At 63.9% G+C, this 3,371-nt stretch carries 3 protein-coding genes; all 3 read left to right on the top strand.

What is annotated here, in order from left to right:
• Window positions 1–310 precede the first annotated feature (310 nt).
• The 3 genes from ACIBI9_RS67740 (at window position 311) to ACIBI9_RS67730 (ending at window position 3,137) form a co-directional block, all read left to right on the top strand.
• On the top strand, window positions 311–817 hold the full coding sequence (locus ACIBI9_RS67740) for a hypothetical protein (protein ID WP_397239642.1): 507 nt from the start codon (window positions 311–313) through the stop codon (window positions 815–817).
• Window positions 818–2,005: 1,188 nt separating this feature from the next.
• Window positions 2,006–2,638 (top strand): 2'-5' RNA ligase family protein, encoded by a 633-nt coding sequence (locus tag ACIBI9_RS67735; protein ID WP_397239640.1) that lies wholly within the window; start codon window positions 2,006–2,008, stop codon window positions 2,636–2,638.
• 238 nt (window positions 2,639–2,876) lie between these two features.
• On the top strand, window positions 2,877–3,137 hold the full coding sequence (locus ACIBI9_RS67730; protein ID WP_397239638.1) for a hypothetical protein: 261 nt from the start codon (window positions 2,877–2,879) through the stop codon (window positions 3,135–3,137).
• Window positions 3,138–3,371: the final 234 nt, after the last annotated feature.

Below are 3,371 nucleotides of genomic sequence, written 5' to 3'. Positions count from 1 at the left end.
GGCGGGTTCTCACCCGAAGTGATCAGCTAGCGACTCGGGAGCCAACCGAACGCTGGATCGCACACAGCCCCGTCTGAGGCTGCCCTTCCCACACGAAGTCTCAGACGGGGCCCTCCCTTTTGAAACACGCCCTAGCGCCTGACAGCGGAAGCACACCTACTCGATCCCGCCATGACCCGATCTTGTTCCCTTTGGTCAAGCGCCGCCGTGCGCCCACTCGAACAGCGGCAGAAGCGTGCGCCGTGACAACGGTCCGCTGATTGTAACTGGTCGGTTTCTCTCCAGGATGGGAGCCTGCAATGATCAGCGGATGGAGTTAGTGCTCGACCCGCCGCATGGGATCGGTCCGCTGCGGCTCGGGATGACGCCGGACGAGGCACGAGCAGCGCTCGAAACGTTAGGTCCGCTGGAGCCGACCGCCTACGGCGAGCTGGCCGTGCACCTGACGAGCGGGCTTGGGTTCAGCGTGGGCTTCGGGGCGGGGCCGACGCGGGACCGGGTCAATGCGATCGAGGTGTGGCGTCCGCACGAGCGCGACGTGGTGCGATACCGCGACGTTGACGTCTTTGGCTTGCCCGCGCTGGAGGTCGTGGAGCGGCTCCGAAGCCACATCGACCTCATGCCGAACGAAGACGATGAGGGGTTCACCGCGCGAGCGTTATACCTCGCGCTGTGGCGACCGTTTGCAGCCGATGACGACCCAGATGAGGAGCAGGGGCACTTCTTCCAATCGGTGCTCGTGGCCCGGCCGGGCTACGACGACACTCCCGCCGAGGCAGCGGCCCGGCTGGCCGCTGGGGGCGAACCCGGCTACTGACTAACCCAGGACTGTGTGTTTGCCTCGCTCCGCCCTTCCGACGTCATCGCCGCGTCATATATGGCGCACGCTCGTCGGCAGAAGAGGACGACAGCGCGGGTTCGAACCCTGCACGCAGCGGGCTGCGGGCACCCAAGATCCGTGAGATAAACGTCATGTCGTACTCACGATCGTGTCGCTGGACCTAGCATTGTTTCGGTCCCCGACATGCTCAACTCCAGCGACGTCTCGTGCCCATGGCGAGCGACGGATACCACACTGGACGAGGTGAGCGCTGGCCGGCGTGGGATAACAATGAGATGGCGGCGGCCACCTTGGTGCAGTTCCCGAAGCCCTACATTGCAGATCTTGACGATCGCTGGGATGAGAACGCGGCGTTCATCGCGCACGCGCGGTCCGATGTCCTGCGTTTGCTGGAACGAGGTTCGTCGCCTTCGCGCTCTGCTGGAGAGGGCGCATCACGATTACGCCGATGGTGGCCGGTCTTGCTAACAACGTTGCTAACAACGTCCCTGGATACCGATGGACGTTCGTAGAAAGCGATCATGGCGAGGGCGTCGGTGAGCAGGTATTTCTGACACCGGTAGACGCTGGTGGACGATCTCGAACTGGCTTGTAAACAGAAGGTCAGGGGTTCGATTCCCCTCGTCGGCTCTACAAGGAAGCCCAGATCATCACGCGATGACCTGGGCTTTCGTATGATCTGGATCAGTTACGGATGTCCGGCTGTGCCCGGCTGTCATCGGCTGACAGCGGCTCTGCTTTCCCAATGCGTTCCCACGACCTCCCGCCGAGTGCGTCGATGATCCGATGGACAGAAGCCTCTGCCTCTCCCACGAGGCACTTGGCGTACGTGCTGAGGAGGACCTTGGGACTGTTGCCTGCCCAGTCGGCTACCTGCTTCGCGGACACCCCTGAGTTCAGCCAGGTTGACAGGCAAGCATGACGGTGGTCGTAAGGCCGTTTAGCCAGGGGAGAGGCATACTCTTCTTCGGACAGGGCTCCCTTACGGGCGCGGGTCCATCCCGCCGGATCGTGCTCACGGAGAGCGCGCCACCCTCAATGCCGTGGAAGATGCGGCCATCGGGTCCGATACCAAAAGCATCGAGGTGTTCGCGGAGGATCGCGGCCAGCTCAGGACGGCAAGCCCGCCGTACGTCAACGCAACGGGATCACTGTCTTCTAACGATGCCGATCGAGCGTGTACCCGAGGTTCGTAATCACTGGTGGTGGCGGCCCGGCTGGCGCGAAGGACGGCACTACTACGCGTGCCACCTTTCCTTTGAAGACCACCCCGAGCTTCACAGCCTGGTTGATCGTTACCAGGAAGCGTTGAAGACCTTCCCGGTTTTAGACCTGATTCCGCGCTCCTGGCTGCATCTCACCATGCAGGGCATCGGATTCACGGACGAGATCAGCAATGGGACGGTGGAGAAGATCGAGGACGCCCTTCGATCGGAGCTGCGACGGGCGACTCCTCCTGTCGTGACCTTCCATCGGCCAGTCATCGTGCCGGAAGCTATCTATCTACCAGCGGTGCCGGCCACGCAGATCCAGAATCTCCGGGCGGCTTGCCGCACGGCCATCACAACGACCCAGGCCATAGACCCTGACTCACGCCCGTACCGTCCGCATGTCAGCATCGCGTACGTCAACACGGAGAGCGCCACCGAACACATCGCACAAGCCCTCGACGTGATCGACGCGAAACCTGTCGAGGTCACGATCTCGCATGTGTCGCTCTTGGTGTTCCACCGTGATCGCCGCATGTACGAATGGACCAAGGCAACCCGCATCCCCATCGGCAACAACGCTGCATGATGCGGCGCCGCTACACCGCAAAGACAGGCTCGCAGCAACCGATCACCGAGCGAGGCAACGCTCTGCCGGGCAGCCGTAGCGACGGCCGAGCGGACCCCCACCATCACCGCGTTTAGTCGTCGTCAGAAAAGACCAGTTCATCGCGTCGCCACAAGTTCGGCAGGAGGCGGCTTGATGTCGATCGCGTCGCCCAGGCCGCCCGCGAAGCCCAGACCGACGACGGGGGAGACGCCACCCCGTGACCGACCCCAGCACCGTCACGCGCGCCTTCCGGCACGCCGCTACCGTCACCGAACGGCCCGCCGTAGCCGTCGCCTACCAGGCGCTTGAAGACGCGCTCCGCCGCGAGATCGCCGAACGCATCCTGCGCGCCCGCCAGACGTGCCCCGACCACCCGGCGGCCGGCGGCCGCCCCTCCTGCTCGGCATGCGGCGAGAACCACGCCTACGACCGTGCCGCGCGCCTGGCGCTCCGAGTGGCCGAACGGCATTCACCGTGACGGAGTCCTCCGACTCAGCGCGAGCCGAGAGCGCTACGACGGCGACGTGAGCATCAGCATCAGCGCCGAGATCAGCGACGACGAGCGGTAGGGATCATGCCCGAGTTAGAGACGATGATGATCCTCGTTCGCGTGTTCGTCCTAGGGCCTGTACGGAGTTGAGATCAGGGGGATTCGCCTGCGCCTTGGCCTGGATCCTGGTAGGCCAACGGCATGGCACGTGGAGACCTCACC

The organism is Nonomuraea sp. NPDC050451 (assembly GCF_044458585.1).
The sequence above is the reverse complement of the archived record's forward strand: the minus strand, read 5'-3'. Positions and strand labels throughout refer to the sequence as shown.

What these genes read in the sequence shown, in the direction of transcription:
- ACIBI9_RS67735 (WP_397239640.1), top strand. Translation starts at nt 2,006, where the DNA reads ATGCCGATCGAGCGTGTACCCGAGGTTCGTAATCACTGGTGGTGGCGG.
- ACIBI9_RS67740 (WP_397239642.1), top strand. Translation starts at nt 311, where the DNA reads ATGGAGTTAGTGCTCGACCCGCCGCATGGGATCGGTCCGCTGCGGCTC.